Origin of the sequence: Mycobacterium xenopi, from assembly GCF_009936235.1 — a bacterium.
GTDB classification, from domain to species: domain Bacteria; phylum Actinomycetota; class Actinomycetes; order Mycobacteriales; family Mycobacteriaceae; genus Mycobacterium; species Mycobacterium xenopi.
On sequence record NZ_AP022314.1, the window covers coordinates 3,495,077 to 3,515,573 of the forward strand.

16 protein-coding genes and 4 pseudogenes are annotated in these 20,497 nt (G+C 68.0%); 5 read left to right on the forward strand and 15 right to left on the reverse strand.

The annotated features are described in order from the left end of the window. Positions 1 to 13: 13 nt before the first annotated feature. The 4 genes and pseudogenes from ligA to MYXE_RS16540 all read right to left on the reverse strand — a co-directional run bounded on the left by ligA (position 14) and on the right by MYXE_RS16540 (position 4,054). Entirely contained in the window at positions 14 to 2,098 is a 2,085-nt protein-coding gene (ligA, locus tag MYXE_RS16525; protein WP_085195717.1) for an NAD-dependent DNA ligase LigA, read from the reverse strand. Positions 2,099 to 2,137: 39 nt separating this feature from the next. Continuing rightward, positions 2,138 to 2,467, reverse strand: coding sequence for an ArsR/SmtB family transcription factor (locus MYXE_RS16530; protein ID WP_003922158.1), 330 nt, complete (start codon positions 2,465 to 2,467; stop codon positions 2,138 to 2,140). Further along, positions 2,464 to 2,961: pseudogene (locus MYXE_RS16535) on the reverse strand (SRPBCC family protein). The gene MYXE_RS16530 and the pseudogene MYXE_RS16535 overlap by 4 nt, the downstream one beginning before the upstream one ends. A gap of 76 nt (positions 2,962 to 3,037) precedes the next feature. Further along, positions 3,038 to 4,054: a uroporphyrinogen decarboxylase/cobalamine-independent methonine synthase family protein gene (locus MYXE_RS16540; protein WP_003922160.1), complete on the reverse strand. Its 1,017-nt coding sequence runs from the start codon at positions 4,052 to 4,054 to the stop codon at positions 3,038 to 3,040. A gap of 57 nt (positions 4,055 to 4,111) precedes the next feature. Between MYXE_RS16540 and MYXE_RS16545 the strand changes: the two genes are divergently transcribed. Then, positions 4,112 to 4,735, forward strand: coding sequence for a sensor domain-containing protein (locus MYXE_RS16545; RefSeq protein ID WP_003922161.1), 624 nt, complete (start codon positions 4,112 to 4,114; stop codon positions 4,733 to 4,735). Positions 4,736 to 4,849: 114 nt separating this feature from the next. Here the strand turns inward: MYXE_RS16545 and mnmA are convergent, their stop codons facing one another. The 4 genes from mnmA to MYXE_RS16565 all read right to left on the reverse strand — a co-directional run bounded on the left by mnmA (position 4,850) and on the right by MYXE_RS16565 (position 8,993). Continuing rightward, positions 4,850 to 5,923: a tRNA 2-thiouridine(34) synthase MnmA gene (gene mnmA / locus MYXE_RS16550; RefSeq protein WP_003922162.1), complete on the reverse strand. Its 1,074-nt coding sequence runs from the start codon at positions 5,921 to 5,923 to the stop codon at positions 4,850 to 4,852. Beyond that, positions 5,920 to 7,098, reverse strand: coding sequence for a cysteine desulfurase family protein (locus MYXE_RS16555; RefSeq protein ID WP_085195715.1), 1,179 nt, complete (start codon positions 7,096 to 7,098; stop codon positions 5,920 to 5,922). The genes mnmA and MYXE_RS16555 overlap by 4 nt, the downstream gene beginning before the upstream one ends. 104 nt (positions 7,099 to 7,202) lie before the next feature. Then, positions 7,203 to 8,159 carry an electron transfer flavoprotein subunit alpha/FixB family protein gene (locus MYXE_RS16560; RefSeq protein ID WP_003922164.1) on the reverse strand — a complete coding sequence of 319 codons (957 nt, stop codon included), beginning with the start codon at positions 8,157 to 8,159 and terminating at the stop codon, positions 7,203 to 7,205. 33 nt (positions 8,160 to 8,192) lie between these two features. Beyond that, the gene (locus MYXE_RS16565; protein ID WP_003922165.1) at positions 8,193 to 8,993 is read right to left on the reverse strand and encodes an electron transfer flavoprotein subunit beta/FixA family protein; all 801 of its coding nucleotides are present in this window, start codon (positions 8,991 to 8,993) and stop codon (positions 8,193 to 8,195) included. A gap of 242 nt (positions 8,994 to 9,235) precedes the next feature. Between MYXE_RS16565 and MYXE_RS16570 the strand changes: the two genes are divergently transcribed. The 3 genes from MYXE_RS16570 (at position 9,236) to MYXE_RS16580 (ending at position 12,996) form a co-directional block, all read left to right on the forward strand. Then, a complete protein-coding gene (locus MYXE_RS16570) occupies positions 9,236 to 10,024 on the forward strand; it encodes a class I SAM-dependent methyltransferase (protein WP_003922166.1) in 789 nt (262 codons plus the stop codon). A gap of 52 nt (positions 10,025 to 10,076) precedes the next feature. Continuing rightward, positions 10,077 to 11,657, forward strand: a complete 1,581-nt coding sequence (locus tag MYXE_RS16575) for a 1,4-alpha-glucan branching protein domain-containing protein (protein WP_003922167.1) — start codon at positions 10,077 to 10,079, stop codon at positions 11,655 to 11,657. A 94-nt stretch (positions 11,658 to 11,751) separates the two neighbouring features. Beyond that, complete coding sequence (locus MYXE_RS16580; protein ID WP_085195713.1) at positions 11,752 to 12,996, forward strand: glycosyltransferase family 4 protein; 1,245 nt, start codon at positions 11,752 to 11,754, stop codon at positions 12,994 to 12,996. Here MYXE_RS16580 and MYXE_RS16585 read toward each other — a convergent pair. Continuing rightward, positions 12,993 to 13,730 carry an acyltransferase gene (locus MYXE_RS16585; protein ID WP_085195711.1) on the reverse strand — a complete coding sequence of 246 codons (738 nt, stop codon included), beginning with the start codon at positions 13,728 to 13,730 and terminating at the stop codon, positions 12,993 to 12,995. The two genes, MYXE_RS16580 and MYXE_RS16585, sit on opposite strands and share 4 nt — an antisense overlap. Positions 13,731 to 13,877: 147 nt before the next feature. Between MYXE_RS16585 and MYXE_RS16590 the strand changes: the two are divergent. Beyond that, positions 13,878 to 15,160 (forward strand): annotated as a pseudogene (locus MYXE_RS16590) (outer membrane protein assembly factor BamB family protein). 9 nt (positions 15,161 to 15,169) lie between these two features. On the opposite strand, the pseudogene MYXE_RS16595 reads toward MYXE_RS16590, so the two are convergent. From MYXE_RS16595 to MYXE_RS16620, 6 genes and pseudogenes are all read right to left on the reverse strand, one after another. Further along, positions 15,170 to 15,852, reverse strand: a pseudogene (locus tag MYXE_RS16595) (esterase). A 75-nt stretch (positions 15,853 to 15,927) separates the two neighbouring features. Then, positions 15,928 to 17,145, reverse strand: a complete 1,218-nt coding sequence (locus tag MYXE_RS16600) for a class I SAM-dependent methyltransferase (protein ID WP_085195798.1) — start codon at positions 17,143 to 17,145, stop codon at positions 15,928 to 15,930. Then, on the reverse strand, positions 17,103 to 18,086 hold the full coding sequence (locus tag MYXE_RS16605) for a class I SAM-dependent methyltransferase (RefSeq protein WP_085195709.1): 984 nt from the start codon (positions 18,084 to 18,086) through the stop codon (positions 17,103 to 17,105). Before MYXE_RS16605 ends, MYXE_RS16600 begins: the two co-directional genes overlap by 43 nt. A gap of 11 nt (positions 18,087 to 18,097) precedes the next feature. Next, positions 18,098 to 18,843, reverse strand: a pseudogene (locus tag MYXE_RS16610) (enoyl-CoA hydratase). After that, positions 18,834 to 19,649: an NUDIX hydrolase gene (locus MYXE_RS16615; protein WP_003922175.1), complete on the reverse strand. Its 816-nt coding sequence runs from the start codon at positions 19,647 to 19,649 to the stop codon at positions 18,834 to 18,836. Before MYXE_RS16615 ends, MYXE_RS16610 begins: the two are co-directional and overlap by 10 nt. Beyond that, positions 19,646 to 20,488: an ABC transporter ATP-binding protein gene (locus MYXE_RS16620; protein WP_003922176.1), complete on the reverse strand. Its 843-nt coding sequence runs from the start codon at positions 20,486 to 20,488 to the stop codon at positions 19,646 to 19,648. Before MYXE_RS16620 ends, MYXE_RS16615 begins: the two co-directional genes overlap by 4 nt. Positions 20,489 to 20,497: the final 9 nt, after the last annotated feature.

A 20,497-nucleotide genomic window follows, 5' to 3' on the forward strand; every position in this document is an offset into this window, starting at 1 on the left:
CAAGCCTGGGCGGTTACGTTGCATCCGAAATACCGGCCGGCCCCTTTTCCAGCAGCTTCCGAAACCCCTCTTCGTCGAGGATAGGCACGCCCAGCTCGACGGCCTTGTCGTATTTCGACCCGGGTGAATCCCCAGCCACGACGTAGTCGGTCTTCTTCGACACCGAACCGGCTGCCTTGCCCCCGCGGGCAACGATGGCCTCCTTGGCGTCGTCGCGCGAGAACCCGGTCAGCGACCCGGTCACGACAACCGTCAGACCCTCCAGGGTGCGCGGCACGCCGGTGTCGCGCTCGTCGGCCATCCGCACGCCCGCGGCCCGCCACTTCTCGACGATCACGCGGTGCCAGTCGACGCTGAACCATTCCTTGACCGCTTCGGCGATCGTCGGCCCGACGCCCTCGACCGCCGCCAACTGTTCGGTGGACGCCGACATGATCGCATCCAGGCTGCCGAACTCGGCCGCCAGTGCCCGCGCCGCCGTCGGCCCCACGTGGCGGATCGACAGTGCCACCAGCACCCGCCACAGCGGCCGGGATTTTGCCTCCTGCAGGTTGGCCAGCAACCGCTTGCCGTTGGCCGACAGCTGACCCGCTTTGGTTCGGAAAAGCTCGGTGCGTAACAGGTCGTCCTCGGTGAGGGTGAACAGGTCACCCTCGTCGGCGATGACCTTGGCCTGCAGCAGCGCGATGCCGGCCTCGTAGCCCAGCCCCTCGATGTCCAGCGCGCCGCGGCTTGCGACGTGGAAAACACGCTCCCGCAATTGCGCCGGGCATGAACGCGCGTTGGGGCAACGGATATCGGCGTCGCCTTCTTTTTCCGGCGCCAACCGGGTGCCGCACTCGGGACATGTTGTCGGCATGACGAATTCGCGTTCCGAGCCGTCGCGCAGGTCGACGACCGGGCCCAGCACCTCAGGGATCACGTCACCGGCCTTGCGGATCACCACCGTGTCCCCGATGAGCACACCCTTGCGTTTGACCTCCGACGCGTTGTGCAGGGTGGCCAGCCCGACCGTCGAGCCGGCGACCTTCACCGGTTCCATGAATGCGAACGGTGTAACCCGCCCAGTGCGACCGACATTGACCCGGATGTCCAGCAATTTGGTCTGCGCCTCTTCGGGCGGGTACTTGTAGGCGATGGCCCACCGCGGCGCCCGCGACGTCGAGCCCAGCCTGCGCTGCAGCGCCACCTCGTCGACTTTGACAACGACCCCGTCGATTTCATGGTCGATGTCATGGCGGTGCTCGCCCCAGTACTCGATTTGCCGCTGCACGCCGCCCATGTCGTCGACCAGCGTGGTGTGCTCCGAGACCGGTAGACCCCAGGCCGCCAGCGCCAGGTACGCCTCGTGCAGGGTTTGCGGGCTAAAGCCTTCGGTGTGTCCTATCCCGTGGCAGATCATCCGCAGTTTGCGGCGCGCGGTGACCGCGGGGTCTTTTTGCCGCAGCGATCCGGCCGCGCTGTTGCGGGGGTTGGCGAACGGCGACTTGCCGTCGGCGACCAGGGCGGCGTTGAGCGCCTCGAAGTCGGCCAGCCGGAAGAATACTTCTCCGCGCACCTCCAGCACCGTCGGTATCGGGAAGTCGTCGCTGGCCTGCAGCCGCTCGGGGACGTCGTCGATGGTGCGCGCGTTGAGCGTGACGTCCTCACCGGTGCGGCCATCCCCCCGGGTTGCCGCCCTGGTCAAGCGGCCGTCGCGATACACGAGCGACAGCGCCACCCCGTCGATCTTCAGTTCGCAGAGATAGTGTGCCTGATCGCCGATCTCGGCGCGAACCCTAGCCGCCCAGGCGGCGAGTTCCTCCTGATTAAACGCGTTGTCCAGCGACAGCATGCGCTCGAGGTGTTCGGCCGGCATGAAGTCGGTGGCAAACCCTGCGCCGCCCACCAGCTGGGTCGGCGAGTCGGGTTTGCGCAGTTCCGGGTATTGCTCCTCGAGCGCGACCAGCCGGGCGAACAGCTTGTCGAATTCCGCGTCGGAGATGATTGGTGCGTCGCGCACGTAGTAGCGGAACTGGTGTTCGCGCACCTCGTCGGCGAGTTCCTGCCACTGCCGCCGAATGTCCGGCGCGACCTGGTCAACCTCTGCCGAACCCACAGTCGCAGGTTATCCGAGAAACCCGACACGGCTTCCGGGTCATTGCTCGACGTAGGCGCGTAACCGGTCGATGGCAGCGTCCCACCGCCGCGACAACTGCGTGAGGTAGTCGCTGGCTTGGGTCAGCGGCTCGGTGCGCACCGCCCAGATCCGCTCGCGGCCCCGGCGGCGGCTGCTGACCAGGCCCGCCTGCTCCAGCAGCTGCAGGTGTTTGCTGGCCGCCTGCCGCGTAACCGGAAGCGCTTGGGTTACTTGGGTGGTCGAGCTCGGACCGGCCTCGCAGAGGCGGACGACGATGCGGAGCCGATTCGGGTCGCCTAGAGCGCCGAAGAGCGGTGCCGACCCCTCGATGCCGACAGCTGTGGTCACACCGCCTCGTCCTTGGGTGCCGCAGACACTCCTGCGAGGTACTTGCGCACCAATTCGACCTGATGGGCCCAGCCGCCGCTGTTGGCTTCGAATGCGTCGGATCGGCGCGGCTCGGGCAGTGCGTCGAAGCCGCTTTCCATGATCGTGAGCAACACGCCGTCAGGGTCTCCGCCAAGGCCAAAGTGGTGGGCTCCTCGTCGACGTCCGGCTCGCCCGCACACGGATGCCAGCGGTAGGCAAACCTTCTCGGCGGCTCGACCGCGACGATCTGCCAGGTGCTTCAGGTCCCGGAGTGCGGCTGCTGAAGCCGGGCGACGATCGTCGTCGATGGTGGTCGGGGTGATCGTCGCCGTGACCGCGATCCCGGCGACTAACGGCCCGTCGAAGCGGACGCCAAACCAGCGCGTGAACTCCTCCGCGTCGCTGATGGCCCGCCACACCCGCTCCAGCGGTGCACGCACCACCACCTGCTTTTCGATTCGATCGGCACCCATATGCAACTTCCTAGTTGCGTGTCAGTACACCATGCGCGGCGATGAAGCGCAACCTTTCGGTTGCGTTTAGGATCGGCTAGATCGCGTCAGGGTCTTCGGCCAGAGCCTCGGCGGCCTTCCGAGCGAGCCCGATGGCGGTGCGGGCCCATTCCGGCGTCGCACCGGCCAGGCCGCACGCCGGGGTGATGCCGACGCGATTACGCACCTGCGCGCGAGGAAAACCAAGCAGGTCGGTGAGCGCCACGGCGGCCGCTGCGATTTCTTCGACGGAGGGCCGCCGCGCGGGGGTGGTGGCGGGCACAACGCCGAGCATGACGGTGCGTCCCGATTCGATGAACTCTGCGATACCGTCGAGGTCCGCACTGTGCGGGGTGGTGGTGGCGCCGATCGAAAGCGCATGAAACTTGCTGGCGCACAATAAGTTCCACGGCAGCGACGACGCGCAGCTGTGCAGCAGCACATCGGCGCCGGCGGCGGCGGCGCAGGTGTCGAGCGCCGCGGTGGCCAGCGCCTCGTCAATCGGATCGACCGGGGTCAAGGCGGTCACTCCGGTCAGTCGCCCGGCCACCGCGGCCGGCAACGACGGCTCGTCGAACTGGACCGCGACCGTAGTGTCGAGCCGCCGCGATACCGCGGCCCGGTGAGCGGCGACTCCCTCGGCCAGTGACGCGGCGAGGTCACGCACGGCACCGGGATCGGTGATCGCCCGGTGCCCGTTGGCCAACTCCAACTCGGCCGCCAGCGTGACCGGTCCGGGGGCTTGCACCTTGACCGGGCGACCACTGCCGCGAAGGCCCGCCTCTTCCCAGGCCTCTTCCAGCGCATCGATGTCCTCGTCGAGCAGGCTTGCCGCCCTGCGCATCACCGCGCCAGGCCGGGCAGCGACCCGGTAGCCACGCGGCACCGTGTCGATCGCCACGTCGATCAGCAGCGCTCCGGCACGCCCGATCATGTCGGCGCCCACGCCGCGGGCGGGCAACTCCACAATGTGGGCCAATGCGTCGGCCAGCTCACCGACGACCACCTCGGCGGCCTGCCGCGGCGAGTCGCCCGGCCACGAGCCGTTGCCGGTGGCCGTCGCGAAAACGCTCATCGCCCAACCGTACTGGCGCCCCGCGGCTACGCTGACAGCAGGGAAGGACTGCACAAGATGTCGCGACCGCTGCTGGTGTGTTGTGCGGCGTTGCTGGCCGCAGCATGCACCCGCGTGGTGGGGGGCGCAGCCGTCCCAGCGTTCGGACCCCTGGGTGGCCTGTCCGGCGTCGACGTCGACGACGTTCTGTTGGACCAGTCGCGGATGCGCGCGATTACCGGCACCGGTGACGACCTGACGATCATCCCGTCGATGGACGGCAAGCAACTGGTAGACCTGGACTCGCTGGCCGCGACGGCGCCGCCGCAATGCCGGTTCGTTTACGCCGACACCGCCGTGTTCGGGCCTGACGTCGAGCAGTTCCACAAAACGACGTTTCAGGCCCCGCCCAAGGGCGCGCTGATCTCCGAAGGCGCCGCCGGGTACCGCGACGCCGACACCGCGCGCCGCAGCTTCGAGGCCCTGGTTGGCACCGTGGAGCACTGCGCGGCCACGTCGGCGGGCTGGCTATTGGTGGGCGAGTGGAGCGCCGACGCCGACTCGCTGCACACCAGGCCGGGTGCCTGCGGGCGCGACTATCGGGTCAAGGCATCGGTTTTGGTGGAAGTGACTTTCTGCGGTTTTCCCGAGTCGGTGCCTGACATCGTGATGACCAACATTACGGCGAAAGTGCCTGGCTAGCATCGAATGTGAACCTGTTGCGAGAAACTGGCCCACCCCTCACCGATCAGGTGTTGCAGCCACCGCTTGAGTCTGAGGCCAGAGTTTCGCAACAGTTTCACGCTCGGCGAGAGCTTACGAGGTGGCGGCGATCGTGGCGCTGCCAATCACCTCGTCACCGTCGGGATCCGGTCGATACAGCACCAGCGTCTGCCCGCGAGCCACACCCCGCAGCGGGGCAAGAAGCCGAACCACAAGCGTGCCGTCGTCCAATTCTGCTGTAGCAGGGACAGTTTCGCCGTGGGCACGAACCTGCACCACGCACTCGACAGGCTCTGACGGCGGCGTGCCGGCGGTGAACACCGGTTCCCGCCCGGTCAGCGTCCACACGTCGAGGTCGGCGACATCGCCCACCCGCACGGTGGCGGTGTCGGCGTCGATCGCGGTCACGTAACGGGCTCGACCGTTTGGGCCGGGACCGGCGATGCCCAGCCCTTTGCGCTGCCCGATCGTGAAGCTGTGCACACCGTCGTGCTCGGCCAGCACGGTGCCCTGCGAATCGACGACGGTTCCACGGCGCACGCCGATGCGCTCGCCGAGAAACGCGCGGGTGTTCCCGGACGGGATGAAGCAGATGTCGTGGCTGTCCGGCTTTTCCGCGACCGCCAAGCCCCGGCGGGCAGCCTCGGCGCGGATCTGCGGTTTGGGCGTGTCACCGATCGGGAACGCGGCGTGGCGCAACTGATCTGCGGTGAGCACCGCCAATACATACGACTGGTCCTTGTCCCGGTCGACGGCGCGGCGCAGCTTTCCGTCGCACAGCCGGGCGTAGTGGCCGGTGGCCACGGCGTCAAAACCCAAAGCCAGCGCCCGCGCTGACAGCGCAGAAAATTTGATCCGCTGGTTGCACCGCACACAAGGGTTGGGAGTTTCCCCGCGGGCGTAGGAGGACACGAAATCGTCGATCACGTCCTGCTTGAACCTCTCCGCGAAATCCCATACGTAGAAAGGGATTCCGAGTACGTCTGCGACCCGGCGGGCATCGCCGGCGTCTTCCTTGGAGCAGCAGCCGCGTGAGCCGGTGCGCAACGTGCCGGGCGCTTGCGAAAGAGCCAAGTGCACGCCGACCACGTCGTGACCGGCGTCGACCATCCGGGCAGCGGCCACCGATGAGTCGACACCACCGCTCATCGCGGCGAGAACTCTCATTGCGACGCCCCCGCCGCTGCCAGGGAGGCCTGCCGCGCGCGGGACACCGCACTCGGCAAAACCCGCAGCGCCGCGTCGACGTCGGCGTCGACGCTGGTGTGTCCCAAAGACAGTCGCAGCGAACCCCGCGCACTGGCCGCATCGGCGCCCATCGCGAGCAACACATGCGACGGCTGGGCAACGCCAGCGGTACATGCAGATCCGGTCGAGCACTCTATTCCGTTAGCGTCCAACAACATCAGCAGTGCGTCGCCCTCGCAGCCGTCAAACGTGAAGTGAGCGTTCCCGGGCAGCCTGGTTTCTCTCGGCCCGTTGAGCCGGGCGCCTTCGACCCCGGCGAGGACGCCGTCGATGAGCCGGTCTCTCAGCAGGCGAAGCCGTGCGCTGTTGGCCTCCAGCTCGTCGACCGCGATCTGCGCCGCCGTCGCCATCGCGACAGCACCAGCGACATCCGGTGTGCCGGAACGGATGTCACGTTCTTGGCCGCCGCCGTGCGACAGTGGTACGCAGCTGACGTCGCGGCGCAACACCAAAGCCCCTACCCCGGGCGGACCGCCAAACTTGTGCGCGGCCACACTCATCGCGGACAGGCCGCTGGCGGCGAAGTCGACCGGCAGCTGGCCCACGGCCTGAATGGCATCACTATGCATAGGCACGTCGAATTCGGCTGCGATGGCAGCGAGTTCGGCGATGGGCATGATCGTGCCGACCTCGTTATTGGCCCACATCACCGACACCAGGGCCACGTCGTCGTAGCCGTCGAGAGCGTCGCGCAAGGCCGCCGGCGACACCGATCCATCTGGGGCGACCGGCAGCCAAGTCACCTCGGCGCCTTCGTGTTCGGCGAGCCAGGTCACCGAGTCCAGCACGGCGTGATGCTCGACCGCGGTGGTGACGATGCGCCGATGGCGGGGCTGTGCGTCGCGGCGAGCCCAGTAAATGCCCTTGACGGCCAGGTTGTCGCTTTCGGTGCCGCCCGCGGTGAAGATCACCTCCGACGGTCGAGCGCCCAGCTTCTCGGCGATCAGCTCGCGTGATTCCTCCATCCGCCGGCGTGCCGCGCGGCCGGTGCTGTGCAGCGACGAGGCATTGCCGACGGTGGCCAGCACAGCCGTCATCGCCTCGATGGCTGCGGGATACATCGGAGTGGTGGCGGCGTGATCGAGGTACACCATGACTCGCCCAGGATACCGGCCGGTGTGAGGGGGCCGGGCAGACGCAAAAGCCCCTCAATCCGCCGCACGAAATGGGGGGCTTTAGCGTCTGCTTGCCGGGGCCGCTACCCCTTGCGGGCCTTGATCGCCTCGGTCAGCTGTGGGGCCACCTTGAACAGGTCACCGACCACCCCGAAGTCGGCGATCTCGAAGATCGGCGCTTCCTCGTCCTTGTTGACCGCGACGATCGTCTTGGAGGTCTGCATCCCGGCGCGGTGCTGGATGGCCCCGGAGATCCCCAAGGCGATGTAGAGCTGCGGCGAGACCGTCTTTCCGGTCTGGCCCACCTGGAACTGGCCAGGGTAGTAACCCGAATCGACCGCGGCGCGCGACGCACCCACCGCGGCCCCAAGCGAGTCGGCCAACTCCTCGACCACGCGGAAGTTCTCCGCGCTGCCCACCCCTCGTCCGCCGGACACCACGATGGCAGCCTCGGTCAGCTCCGGGCGGTCGCCAGCGACGGCGGGCTGGCGAGCGGTGACCTTCGCGGCGTTCTCCGCGGGCGCGGGCACCTCCACGGTGACCTGTTCGCCGGCGCCTTCGGCTGGCTCGGCTTCGATCGCACCGGCTCGCACGGCGATCACTGGCGTGTCGCCGTTGGCTTGTGCCTCGACGGTGAATGCGCCGCCGAAGATCGAATACAGTGCCTTGCCGCCGGGTTGGACGTCGACCACGTCGACCAGCAGTCCCGAGCCGATCCGTGCGGCCAGCCGACCGGCGATTTCCTTGCCGTCGGCGCTGGCAGCCAGCAACACCGCTGCCGGTGACGATGATTCAGCAAGGTTGGCCAGTACGTCGACCTGTGGGGTGATCAGGTACTGGTCGACGATGTCGGACTCGGCGACATAGATCTTCTCTGCGCCGGCGGCCTTCAGCCCATCGATCAGCGAGGCGGCCGTGCCCGGGGTACCGACGACGACGGCGGCGGGTTCGCCCAGCCGACGGGCCGCGGTGAGCAGTTCCGCGGTGACCTTCTTCAGCGCACCTTCAGCGTGCTCGACGAGCACCAGTACTTCAGCCATGGGTTTCGTGTGTCTTTCAGTGTCGAAGGGGTCTTAGATCAGTTTTTGAGCGACCAGGTACTCGGCAATCTTGGTGCCACCGTCGCCCTCGTCGACGACCTTCTCGCCAGCGGTCTTGGGTGGCTTGGGATTTGACGCCAAAACCGTCGAGCCGGCGTTGGCCAGGCCTACCTCGTCGGGTTCCACGCCGATCTCGGCCAGCGTCAGCTTGATCACTTCCTTCTTTTTCGCCGCCATGATGCCCTTGAAGGACGGGAAGCGCGGCTCATTGATCTTCTCGTTCACGCTGATCACTGCGGGCAACGGGGCCTCGAGGGTGAACACGCCCTCGTCGGTCTCGCGCTCGCCGATGATCTTGCCTCCCTCGACCGACACCTTCCGCAAGTGGGTCAACTGCGGCAGCCCGAGATATTCGGCGATGATGGCCGGCACCGCACCGGCGGTCCCGTCGGTGGACTCGTTACCGGCGATCACCAGCTCGGTGCCCTCGATGGTGCCCAGCGCGCGGGCCAACGCCCACGCCGTCTGGATGACATCCGAACCGTGCATCCCCTCGTCGAGCAGGTGCACCGCCTTGTCGGCACCCATCGACAGCGCCTTGCGAATCGCTTCGGTGGCCCGCTCTGGGCCCGCGGTCAGCACCGTCACCGAGCCTTCGATGCCGTCGGCAGCTTCTTTCTCCCGGATCAGCAACGCCTCCTCGACCGCGCGCTCGTTGATTTCGTCCAGCACGGCGTCGGCCGACTCGCGGTCCAGGGTGAAATCGTCGTCGCGGAGCTTGCGCTCCGACCAAGTGTCTGGGACCTGCTTGATCAGGACCACGATGTTCGTCATGACTGTGGTTCGTCCTCCTTGACGGAGTCCTGCAGCCGTCGGCGGCAAGACCTTGGTTACGTTGGTGCGCGGCCACACCCGCGTGTTACTAGTCGGTAGCTTTTGTGCGGTTTCGCTCTCACACCATAGCGGGTCGTGCTAAGCCGAAGGTTCGGCTCCTCCCCTCGAACGGGCGCGGGGCCCAGCGTCTTATCGAGGTGGACGGTTCGCCGACGGGGCGCTTCAGGATAGCCTGCCTTGCAATGAACGCCATCGAGAATCCGCGCTGTGTCGACGCCGCGCCCGCCGCGTTGGCGCTGACCGGTGAACGCACCGTGCCGGACCTGGCGCAGGAGAACTACTGGTTCCGCCGCCACGAGGTCGTCTACCAGCAGCTTGCCCAGCGCTGTGCGGGCCGCGAGGTGCTCGAGGCCGGCTGCGGGGAGGGCTACGGCGCCGACCTGATCGCCCGGGTGGCGCGCCGGGTCATCGCCGTCGACTACGACCACACCGCAGTGGCCCATGTTGGTGCCCGCTACCCGCGGGTGCAGGCGCTGCACGCCAACCTGACCGAGCTGCCGCTGGCCGACGACTCGGTGGACGCGGTGGTCAGCTTCCAGGTCGTCGAACACTTGTGGGACCAGCCACGGTTCGTCCGCGAGTGCGCGCGCGTGCTGCGTCCGGCGGGGATGCTGATGGTGTCTACCCCCAACCGCCTCACGTTCTCACCGGGCCGTGACACCCCGCTCAACCCGTTTCACACCCGCGAACTCGATGCCGCCCAGCTGACCCGGCTCCTGGTCGACAACGGGTTCTTGGCGGTAAACATGAGCGGCGTGTTCCACGGGCCGCGGCTGCGGGAAATGGACGCCCGGCACGGCGGCTCGATCATCGAGGCCCAGATTGCCCGGGCAGTGGCCGACGCGCCGTGGCCGGCTGACCTGTTTGACGATGTCGCGGCGGTCACCACGGCCGACTTCGAGATCGTCGAGGCCACCGACCGCGACATCGACGACAGCCTCGACCTGGTCGCGATAGCGGTGCGGGCGTGAGCCGCCTCAGCAACGATGATGCCGGCGTAGCCGGGATTGAGGAGTTGCGCCGATGAACCACAGCGCCACCGCTAGTCGGGTGCCGGGTTTGTTCACCCTGGTGCTGCACACGCATCTGCCGTGGCTGGCCCACCACGGCCGCTGGCCGGTCGGCGAGGAATGGCTCTACCAGTCATGGGCAGCGGCCTACCTGCCGGTGCTGCGGGTACTGCGCGCGCTGGCCGAGGAGGACCGCCACCGACTGGTCACACTCGGGATGACACCGGTGGTTGCCGCGCAGCTCGACGACCCGTACTGCCTCGACGGCATGCACTACTGGCTGGCGAACTGGCGGCTGCGCGCGGCCGAGGCCGCCAGCCTGCGACCCGGCGCCCAGTCAGAACCAGTGACTGCATGCTCGCCGAACGCCTTGCGCGTCTTCGGGATTCGCGACTGCGCCGAAGCCGACCGGGCCCTCGACGACTTCGCCACCCTGTGGCGCCATGGCGCCAGCCCGCTGCTGCGCGCCTTGATCGACGCCGGCGTCGTCGAACTGCTCGGCGGCCCGCTCGCACACCCCTTCCAGCCGCTGCTGCATCCGAGGCTGCGCGAATTCGCGCTGCGGGAAGGGCTGGCCGACGCTCAGCAGCGGTTGGCGCACACCCCCGCCGGGATCTGGGCGCCCGAATGCGCCTACGCCCCAGGCATGGAACACGACTACGCCGCCGCCGGGGTAAGCCACTTCATCGTCGACGGCCCCTCGCTGCACGGCGACACCGCCCTGGGCCGCCCGGTCGGCGACACCGACGTGGTCGCGTTCGGCCGCGACCTGCAGGTCAGCTACCGGGTGTGGTCGCCGAAGTCCGGTTACCCCGGCCACGCCGCCTATCGCGACTTCCACACCTACGACCACCTCACCGGGCTCAAGCCCGCCCGGGTGACCGGCCGCAACGTCCCGGCGGACGCCAAGGCGCCCTACGATCCCGAGCGCGCCGATCGCACAGTGGACACCCACGTCGCCGACTTCGTCGACGTGGTCCGTCGCCGGCTGTTCGGCGAAACCGAACGGATCGGCCGCCCGGCGCATGTCATCGCGGCTTTCGACACCGAACTGTTCGGTCACTGGTGGTATGAGGGACCGACGTGGCTGCAGCGCGTGCTGCGCGCATTGCCCGCAGCGGGGGTGCGGGTTGGTACGCTCTCCGACGCGATCGCCGACGGGTTCGTCGGCTCGGCAGTCGAATTACCGCCCAGCTCTTGGGGTTCGGGCAAGGACTGGCAAGTCTGGGCCGGTGAGAAGGTGGCCGATCTGGTGCAGCTCAACGCCGAAGTGGTCGACACCGCGCTGACAACGGTAGACAAGGCGTTGGCCCAAACTGCGTCGTTGGACGGCCCGACGCCGCGCGATCAGATCGCCGACCAGATCCTGCGGGAGACGCTGCTCACGGTGTCCAGCGACTGGCCGTTCATGGTAAGCAAGGACTCCGCCGCCGACTATGCGCGTTACCGGGCCCACCTGCATGCGCACGCGACCCGCGAGATCGCCGGCGCGTTGGCGTCGGGGCGGCGCGAGACCGCCCAGCGGCTCGCCGACGGCTGGAACCGTGCCGACGGGCTGTTCGGTGCGCTGGATGCACGAAGGCTGCCGCGATGACGGCCATTCCGCGTCACGAGCGGGCGCGTCCGGACAGCGACACGCGGTTGGTCGCGACATTTCGGGCCCCCTTGCGCAGAGGGCGGGCACCCGAGTGAGAGTCCTTGTGGTGTCGTGGGAATACCCGCCGGTGGTGGTCGGCGGGCTTGGCCGGCACGTCCACCACTTGTCGACCGCGCTGGCCGCGGCCGGCCATGACGTCGTCGTACTGTCTCGCCGTCCCACCGGTACCGACCCGAGCACGCATCCGTCGTCCGACGAAATCAACGAGGGCGTGCGTGTTGTCGCGGCTGCGCAGGATCCGCACGAGTTCACCTTCGGTGCCGACATGATGGCCTGGACACTGGCGATGGGACACGCCATGATCCGTGCCGGGCTGGCGTTGAAAAAGCCCGGCACCAACCGCTCCTGGCGCCCCGATGTAGTGCACGCACACGACTGGCTGGTGGCCCACCCGGCCATTGCCTTGTCCGAATTCTATGACTTGCCAATGGTTTCCACTATTCACGCGACGGAGGCAGGTCGACACTCCGGATGGGTGTCGGGTGCGCTCAGCCGCCAGGTGCACGCAATCGAATCCTGGCTGGTACGCGAATCCGATTCGCTGATCACCTGTTCGGCGTCGATGCGCGAGGAGATCACCGAGCTGTTCGGACCAGGGCTGGCCGAAATCACGGTCATCCGCAACGGGATCGACGCCGACCGCTGGCCGTTCGCAACACGCCGTCCACGCACCGGACCGCCGGAGCTGCTGTATGTGGGCAGGCTGGAGTACGAGAAAGGCGTACACGACCTCATCACAGCGTTGCCGCGAATCCGGCGCAGCCACCCTGGCACCACGTTGACCATCGCCGGCGATGGCACCCAGCAGGATTGGCTCGTTGAACAGACCCGTAAACATCGTGTGCGCAAGGCGGTCAACTTCGTCGGGCACCTGGACCACCACGAGCTATTGGCAGCGCTGCACCGCGCCGACGTTGCCGTGCTGCCCAGCCACTACGAACCGTTCGGACTCGCGGCGCTGGAAGCAGCAGCAGCCGGCACCCCGCTGGTCACGTCAAACATCGGCGGCCTGGGTGAGGCGGTGATCGACGGACAGACCGGGCTGTCCTGCCCGCCGCGCGACGTGGCGCGATTGGCAGCCGCGGTGCGGGCCGTGCTCGACGATCCCGACGCGGCGCAGCAGCGTGCCCTGGCCGCCCGCCAACGACTCACTTCGGATTTCGATTGGCGCACCGTCGCCCAGGAAACCACGCAGGTCTACCTCGCAGCCAAACGCCGTGAACGCCAACCACTTCCACGGTTGCCGATCGTCGAACACGCGCTGCCGGACCGCTAACGCGCCGCCTTCTTGCGTTCGATGTCGGCCAGCGCAGCTGCCAGCTCGGCGCGCTGAGCGGCCGACGCTTCCCAGGCCAATCGCCGGTTTTTGACGACTTTGGCAGGCGCGCCGACCGCGATCGAGTAGTCCGGGATGTTGCCCTTGACCACGGCATGCGATCCCAGCACGCAACCTCGCCCGATGGTGGTCCCCCGCAGCACGGTCACCTTGGTCGCGATCCAGGTGTCCGGCCCGATCCGCACCGGTGTCTTGACGATGCCCTGGTCTTTGATCGGCGTGTTGATGTCGTCCATCCGGTGGTCGAAATCACATATGTAGCACCAGTCGGACATCAGAACCGAGTCGCCGAGTTCGATGTCGAGGTAGGTGTTGATGACGTTGTCGCGGCCGAGCACCACCTTGTCGCCGAACCGCAGCGAGCCCTCGTGCGCGCGGATGGTGTTCTTGTCGCCGATGTGCACCCAGCGCCCGATCTCCAGCTGCGCCAGTTCGGGCGTGCAGTGAATCTCCACGTCTTTGCCGAGGAAGACCATGCCGCGGGTGATGATGTGCGGGTTGGCCAGCTTGAACTTCAACAACCGCCAATACCGCACCAGATACCACGGGGTGAAGGCCCGGTTGGCCAGCACCCACTTCAGCGATGCCAGCGTCAGGAACTTGGCCTGGCGTGGGTCGCGCAGCCTCGATCCGCGCCAGCGCCGATGCAGCGGTGCGCCCCACATGCTCGTCATGGCCGGAAAGCCTAGTCGGGCGTCTGCGGTGAGGCGCACGCTAGTCTCGGCACCGTGTTCGGGCGACTCCCCTGCCCCCGTACGCCGAGTGTGCGGGTTATGGAGGCAAATAGCGGCATTTTTCGCCATAACCCGCACACTCGGCGCATGAAGGTGGCCGCGGCGGCGCTGACCGCGATCATGGCGGCCGGGTGCGGCAACACCGACTCGTGGGTGCAGGCGGCGCCGGCCCCGGGCTGGCCGGCGCAATACGGCGACGCGGCCAACAGCAGCTACACGTCGACAGCCGGGGCCACCACGCTGACACTGCGATGGACTCGCTCGGTCAAGGGCAGCCTGGCTGCGGGACCAGCGCTCAGCAGTCGCGGTTGGCTGGTATTGAACGCCCAAACCCCAAGCGGCTGTTCGCTGATGGAGTGGGAGAACAACGACAACGGCCGACAACGTTGGTGCGTGCGGCTGGTTCAGGGCGGTGGCTTTGCCGGCCCGCTGTTCGACGGCTTCGACAACGTCTACGTCGGTCAGCCCGGGGCTATCTTGTCGTTCCCGCCAACACAATGGACCCGCTGGCGGGCACCGGTGATCGGAATGCCTTCTACTCCAAGAATTCTCGACGAGGGTCAACTGCTCGTGGTCACCCACCTGGGCCAGGTCGTGGTGTTCGACGCGCATCGCGGCACCGTGGTGGGCAGCCCGCTGGATCTGGTCGACGGCGTCGATCCGACCGATCCGACGCGCGGGCTAGCCGATTGCCCACCCGCCCGGCCGGGCTGTCCGGTCGCGGCGGCGCCGCCTTCGCGGCGTCCAGCGGGATGGTGGTGATCGGCCTGTGGCCCCCGGGCGCCAACGCCGCGGAGCTGGTGGCGCTGAAATATCACCGGGGCCAGAGTCCGCTGCTGACCCGCGAATGGGCCAGCGATGCGGTCGCTGCAGGTGTGCTGGCCAGCCCGGTGTTGTCGGCCGACGGGTCGACCGTGTACGTCAATGGCCGCGACGAGCAACTGTGGGCGCTCAACGCCGCTGATGGTAAGCCGAAATGGTCTGTGCCACTGCACTTTCTGGCACAGACACCGCCTGCGGTGTCGCCCGGTGGGCTGATCGTCTCCGGCGGCGGGCCCGACACCCGGCTGGCCGCGTTCAGGGATGCCGGCGATCACGCCCAGCCACTGTGGCGCCGCGACGACATCAACCCGCTGTCGTCGTCGAGCCTGGCCGGCGACGGCGTCAGCTACACCGTGGCCAGCGGCGCGCCCGGCCCGGGTGCAGCAGGCCTGTCGTTGTTGGTCTTCGATCCGGCCGACGGTCACACGATCAACAGCTATCCGCTGCCGCAGGCCACCGGATATCCGGTGGGCGTCTCCGTCGGCCACGATCGCAGTGTGGTGACCGCGACCAGCGAGGGCCAGGTTTACAGCTTCGCGCCGAAATGACCCCGCGCCCTACACCGTTAGCGGCGGAATATCTTTGCGCGCCACTCGCACTTGGCTGGCGCCGGCCGCGGGGGCAGCAGTTCCCCCGGCGCAAAGTAGAAGATCACGTCGTCGTCGGTGATGGCGAAGTTCTGGTAGTGCGAGGCGTCGCGGCCGGTGCCGGGCAGGACCGCACCGCCGAGCCCGGTTTGGCGACCCAATTCGCGCTGGACGATCGGGTAAATGGCATCCAGCGGCTTGGTCCCGGACGCAAAGAGGGTGTCGAACGTCACCGGCTGACGTCGCGGGAGGTCGTAGTTGAACGCTTTGTAGAAGGTGGACGGGCGAGGCCCGCCGAGGTCCTCGAACACTTTGAGCACCACGCTGCGAGTGCGCGGCGGTTGGCCGGACTGGTACTGCTCCGACGTCACGTCCATTTGGTAGGGCACATCGCGTGACGCCGACGTCTGCGCGACGTTGACGAACCCGTCGCGGTTCTGGGTGAGGAAATCGGCGATCGCCTGTTCGTCGGGGTAATCGACGGGAAAGCTCATGTTCACCGTGTAGGTGGCGCTGGAGGCCTGCACCTGGCACGTCTGGCCTTCGACGGTTCCGCCCAGGCTGGCGCAGGGCGATACCGCGCCCGCCGCGCCGGGCCAGCCGGTCGCCAGCACGGCAGCAGCCACCAGTACGGCCGCGTTCACATTACGCATGCGTCGAATTATCCCCGCAGACAAAACGGCATCAGCAACGCCAGAAAGCAACTGGCTTCCCAGCCTACCTGGACCCTACCGGGAGGCACGGCACACGAACGCCGTCGCAGCACCCGCCGGCCTCGAGCCGATCCGGGTCACCACTACTGACAACGGCCGGCTACCGCGTAACCGCAGTCGATGCCGCAACGCGTCGGGATCAAGGTCGACACCGCGGACCAAGATCTCCAACGGGCCACAGTCCAGGTCCGTCAGCGCCTGGCGCAGCCGCTTCTCGCTGAACTCCAGCTGCTCGAGAACCTCGAAGCCGCGCTGCCCTGGCGGCAGCCGGTCGCCGGATAGGTAGGCGATGTCCGGGTCGAGCTGCCACAGGCCGTGGCGCGCGCCGTAGTGGCGGACCAGGCCCGCGCGCACGACGGCACCGTCGGGGTCGACGATCCATCGCCCGGCCGGGCGCACCGGGCAATCGTCTGGCTCGGCGTCGGTGATCTGCTCGCAGCGGTCAAGCATGCTAGCCCGGCGGCGTACCCCCGGCTCGGCCAGCCCCGACGACCACAGGCATGCTTCGCGCACACTGCCGCCATGCGACGTCACCTCCACCTCACCGTCGAACCCGAGGACGTCGAAATCGATTCCGGGAGCGCACTTTACGACCAGATCCCGACCACGGTAGACGCTCAGCAGGTGGTCCAGTGCGGGCTGGTAGTCGCGCGGGTCGAAACGCCGGCGGCCACAGTGCCGCCGGGCCGGGTCGGCCATGACGGTGGTGTCACGGGTCACCGGATGCAGGGCGTCGGCGCGGCACAGATCGACAGTGTCGGCCAGGTTGTGCTGCGCCATCGCCAGCCGCACCGGGTCGATGTCACTGCCCAGCACCCGGGTAGCAACCGCGCGCAGCGCGACCAGTTCGGTGCCGATCGAGCAGGTCACATCGTGGACGAGGCGACCGGCCAACCGGTTCGCCCGGTGTCGCGCTACCGCGCCCGCACTGGCTTGCTGCAGCGCCTCGTCGGTGAACAGCCAGTTCGACACATCGCAGAGCCCGGCCAGCTTGGCGGCCGCTCGCCGGCGCAGCAGCGTGGTCTCCACCAGCGCGGGCGCCCGCTCGCCGAAACGAACCCGCGCCGCGGCAACATCGGCAAGACGGGTGGCTTCTGTCAACGCGAATCCGGCGACCACGTGCAGCGCCGCAGCGCCCGATTCCGACCGCAGGTAGCTGACGTCGTCGCGGCTGAACCTGAAGCCGCCGTTCAGGGCGGCTTTACCCCGGTGAGCATGACGTTGTAGAACCACGCCTTCGGCACCACGCGCCGCCACAGGTTGGCGTCGACCCAACTGAGCATCTTCCAACCGGTGAACGCGAATTTCGCCCAGCCCCAACCCAAGCGCCCCGGTGGGACCGCGGCCTCGATGGTACGCAGCGGCCAGCCCAGCATGGCCGCGCTGAACTCTTCGGTGGTGCTTCGCACGTCGACTGCGCCGGCGTTGGTTGCCATTCGCTCAAGCTCGCCGGGCGTGAAAGTGTGCAGGTCGACCAGCGCTTCCAGCGCCGCGGCCCGCGACGATTCATCGAGCTCGGCTTGCGGGCGCCGCCAGCCTCCTAAGCCCGGCAGCTTGGTGACACTGGTGGTGATCCGCCAGGTCAGCGTGGATAACGTGCGCGCGTAGCGGTCGCCGACGGTGGTCGGCTCGCCGGCGAACACGAACCGCCCGCCCGGGCGCAGCACGCGGATGGCCTCGCGCAGCGACAACTCGACCTCCGGGATGTGGTGCAGCACCGCGTGTCCGACCACCAGGTCGAATGTGTCGTCGTCGTAGGGAATGCCCTCAGCGTCGGCGACCCGACCGTCGATGTCGAGTCCCAGTGACCGCCCGTTGCGGGTGGCGACCTGGACCATGCCCGGCGACAGGTCGGTAACCGAACCGCGCCGCGCAACCCCCGACTGGATCAGGTTCAGTAAGAAAAAGCCTGTGCCGCAGCCTAATTCAAGGGCGCGGTCGTAAGGCAGCACGCGGATCTCCTCGTCGGGGACTACGGCGTCGAAGCAGTGGCGGGCGTAGTCGACGCAGCGCTGGTCGTAGGAGATCGACCATTTCTCGTCGTAGTTCTCCGCCTCCCAGTCGTGGTAGAGCACTTGCGCGAGCTTGCTGTCGTGGCGGGCCGCCTCGATCTGCTCGGCGGTGGCATGCGGCTGCGGCGACGGCTGCCCGGCGACCTTCGAACTCCTCGTCATGAGACGCCAGCCTAGCCACCGTCCCGGTCAGCGGTACGGGCGAACACCTCCAGGTAGCGGCGTCTGTCAGCGGCCATCCGTTCGTCGCGGCTCACGTCGAAGACATCGCCGATGCCGGCCTTCGCGGCGGCCAAAGCATATGCGGGGCCTTCCACGAAGCGGCGGCCCACGCTGCGGCCGCGTCGTATACCTCGTCGGGGGCCACCATGTCGTCGATCAGGCCCAGCGTCAACGCCTCTTCGGCACCGAAAAAACGCCCGCTGTACACCAGGTCTTTGGCTCGGCTGGGGCCGAGCATGCGGGTCAGCCAGGTGATCGCGGCGCCGTCGGGAATCAGGCCGGCCAGGATTTCGGTGGCGCCGAACTTGACGTTGTCGCCGCTGACCCGCCAATCGGCCGCCAGCGCCAGGGTGAGCCCCGCACCGAGCGCGTAGCCGGTGATAGCGGCCACGGTGGGCTTGGGGATGGCGGCCACCGCCTCGACGGCATGGTGGCGCACCCGCGCCCATGTCTCGGCCTCCTCCGCGGTCAGGGCCCGCAGCGCGGGCATGTCGTCGCCGACGGAAAAGATCTCATGGCCGCCGAACACGATGACGGCGGCAACGTCGTCGCGGCGGCCCAGTTCGGCAGCCGCCGCTGCGATCTCCCGGTACATCTGGCGGGTCGCCGCGTTGGTGGGCGGCCGCGACAGCACCAGCGTGGCCACGCCCGGATGGTCGGCGCCGAGGTAGACGCTGACGAACTCGCTTACCGCCACCGTCGGCCTCGCGCCTGGTTGTAGCGGTCGGCGTCGAAGAACTCGATTTCCCAGTTGTCGCCCTTCATCGCCAGGTCAGCTTGCACGGTGACGATCCGTCGCTCAACCGCCAGGACTTCGGCGACGGTGTGACCGGCCAGCGAGTCGAGCTGGGTCCAGGTCGGTGGCAGCAGGAAACTCCGCCCGGCCGCGAAGTCCTCGATAGCGGCCTCGGGCGTGGTCCACCCGGCGCGATCGGATTCGGTGTTCTCCCCGTCGGCGCGCTGACCCTCAGGCAGTGCGGCGACGAAGAAGTAGGTGTCGTAGCGGCGGGTACGCTCGGCCTCCGGGGTCACCCAGTTAGCCCACGGCCGCAGCAGATCGGCACGCAACACCAGGTTTTCTCGCCTCAGGAAGTCGGCGAACGACAGCGTCCGGTCGGCCAGCGCGCGGCGCGATTCCCGGTACACGGCGGCGTCGCCGACGATGCCGTGCGGGTCGTCGGCGGGACCTGCGAACAGCACCCCGGATTCTTCGAAGGTCTCGCGGGCGGCGGCGCACACCAGCGCCTCGGCCAAGTCGGACTGGATACCAAACCGCTGGGCCCACCAGCTCGGCGGGGGTCCCGTCCAGGCGATGTCGGCGTTGCGGTCGCGGTCGTCGACGCCGCCCCCGGGAAACACCATCACCCCGGCGGCGAACTCCATGGCCGAATGGCGGCGCATCAAAAATACGGCCAGGCCGTCGGCGGTGTCGCGAACCAGCATCACGGTCGCCGCCGGGCGCGGTGTCAACGGCACGAACGGCTCGTCGGTCGACGAGGTCATGATCGCCTCCGGTGGGCTGCGCGGGCGCGGGTGCGCCGAGCGAAGTAACGGCCGTCGATGACGTCCACCGCGATCGACTGGCCGAACGCCGCCGACAGGTTTTCGGCGGTAAGCACATCCGGCAACAAGCCCGCCGCCACGACCTGCCCTTCCGTCAGCAGCATGCAGTGGCTAAAGCCGAGCGGAATCTCCTCGACGTGGTGGGTCACCAGCACCAGGGCCGGAGCGTCGGGGTCGGCGGCCAGGTCCGTCAGCCGCGCCATCAGCTCCTCGCGGCCACCCAAGTCCAGGCCGGCCGCCGGCTCGTCGAGCAGCAGCAGTTCGGGATCGGTCATCAGCGCGCGGGCGATCAACACCCGTTTGCGTTCACCCTCGGAGAGGGTGTCGTAGGTGCGATCGGCCAGGTGCTCGGCGCCCAGGCTCTCCAGCATGTCGATCGCCCGGGTGTAGTCGACATCGTCATAGCGCTCGCGCCACCGGCCCAGCACCGCATAGCCGGCCGACATCACTAAGTCGCGCACCACTTCGTCGCCCGGCACCCGGTGCGCCAGCACCGACGAACTCAAGCCCACCCGGGAGCGCAGCTCGGTCATGTCGACCCGGCCCAGCCGCTCGCCGAGCACGTAGGCTACCCCCGACGACGGGTGCTCGGCCGCGGCGGCGATCCGCAGCAGCGATGTCTTGCCCGCCCCGTTGGGCCCGACGATCACCCAGCGTTCGTCGAGTTCGACCTTCCAATCGACTGGACCCACCAGAACTCGCCCGTCACGGCGCAGCGAAACGTTTCTGAAGTCGATCAGCAGATCAGGGTCGACTGCGTCACTTGCGGTTTCGGGCACCCGACAATG

Excerpts from the sequence above, each read along its gene's own strand:
- MYXE_RS16540 (WP_003922160.1), bottom strand. The coding sequence starts at position 4,054 with ATGAGCGTTTTCGCGACGGCCACCGGCAACGGCTCGTGGCCGGGCGAC.
- MYXE_RS16545 (WP_003922161.1), top strand. The coding sequence starts at position 4,112 with ATGTCGCGACCGCTGCTGGTGTGTTGTGCGGCGTTGCTGGCCGCAGCA.
- mnmA (WP_003922162.1), bottom strand. The coding sequence starts at position 5,923 with ATGAGAGTTCTCGCCGCGATGAGCGGTGGTGTCGACTCATCGGTGGCC.
- MYXE_RS16555 (WP_085195715.1), bottom strand. The coding sequence starts at position 7,098 with ATGGTGTACCTCGATCACGCCGCCACCACTCCGATGTATCCCGCAGCC.
- MYXE_RS16560 (WP_003922164.1), bottom strand. The coding sequence starts at position 8,159 with ATGGCTGAAGTACTGGTGCTCGTCGAGCACGCTGAAGGTGCGCTGAAG.
- MYXE_RS16565 (WP_003922165.1), bottom strand. The coding sequence starts at position 8,993 with ATGACGAACATCGTGGTCCTGATCAAGCAGGTCCCAGACACTTGGTCG.
- MYXE_RS16570 (WP_003922166.1), top strand. The coding sequence starts at position 9,236 with ATGAACGCCATCGAGAATCCGCGCTGTGTCGACGCCGCGCCCGCCGCG.
- MYXE_RS16575 (WP_003922167.1), top strand. The coding sequence starts at position 10,077 with ATGAACCACAGCGCCACCGCTAGTCGGGTGCCGGGTTTGTTCACCCTG.
- MYXE_RS16585 (WP_085195711.1), bottom strand. The coding sequence starts at position 13,730 with ATGACGAGCATGTGGGGCGCACCGCTGCATCGGCGCTGGCGCGGATCG.
- MYXE_RS16605 (WP_085195709.1), bottom strand. The coding sequence starts at position 18,086 with ATGACGAGGAGTTCGAAGGTCGCCGGGCAGCCGTCGCCGCAGCCGCAT.
- MYXE_RS16615 (WP_003922175.1), bottom strand. The coding sequence starts at position 19,649 with ATGACCTCGTCGACCGACGAGCCGTTCGTGCCGTTGACACCGCGCCCG.